Origin of the sequence: Streptomyces sp. SID12501 (genome assembly GCF_010550245.1) — a bacterium.
In the GTDB taxonomy this organism is placed as follows: domain Bacteria; phylum Actinomycetota; class Actinomycetes; order Streptomycetales; family Streptomycetaceae; genus Streptomyces.
The window spans coordinates 1-420 of the sequence record NZ_JAAGLU010000797.1 but is presented as its reverse complement, the minus strand read 5'-3'; the positions used below and the strand labels follow the sequence as shown (position 1 = coordinate 420).

At 65.2% G+C, this 420-nt stretch carries 1 pseudogene; it reads right to left on the bottom strand.

The window, feature by feature from the left end:
* Positions 1-138 precede the first annotated feature (138 nt).
* Positions 139-267: pseudogene (locus G3I71_RS48510) on the bottom strand (GlsB/YeaQ/YmgE family stress response membrane protein); the annotation flags it as partial.
* Between the last annotated feature and the right edge of the window lie 153 nt (positions 268-420).

The window sequence follows — 420 nt, the reverse complement described above, 5'->3', positions numbered from 1 at the left end:
GTGATCCTGAGGCGGCCGGTCTGTCAGTTCTGCGACCACCCGGGACAGACAGCGGCCTGGTTCTGTCGCAGGGCAGCAAAACGGCCCCGCCTCGCGAGGAGGGGGGCCGTTCCCCATCCGAGGATGGGGCTGGGTCGCTCAGGCGTGGCTGTGGTGTCGCTTGTTGCCGGTGACCAGTCGGTAGATGGCGAGGAGGAAGACCGAGCCGATGATGGCGGCGATCCAAGTGGACAGGTCGAAGAAGCCGTCGATGGAGTCGACGCCGAAGAAACTTTTGATCCTTGCCGCTCTCCGCCGTCAGCGCTGTTCGTCGCGACGGCTTGAGACGTGGTTCGGGTAGAACGCACTGAGGTTCTTCCCATATCGGTCCATCTCGGCGTCGGCTTCGCGCAGCGCAGGGTCGGACGTCAGGCCGCGCAG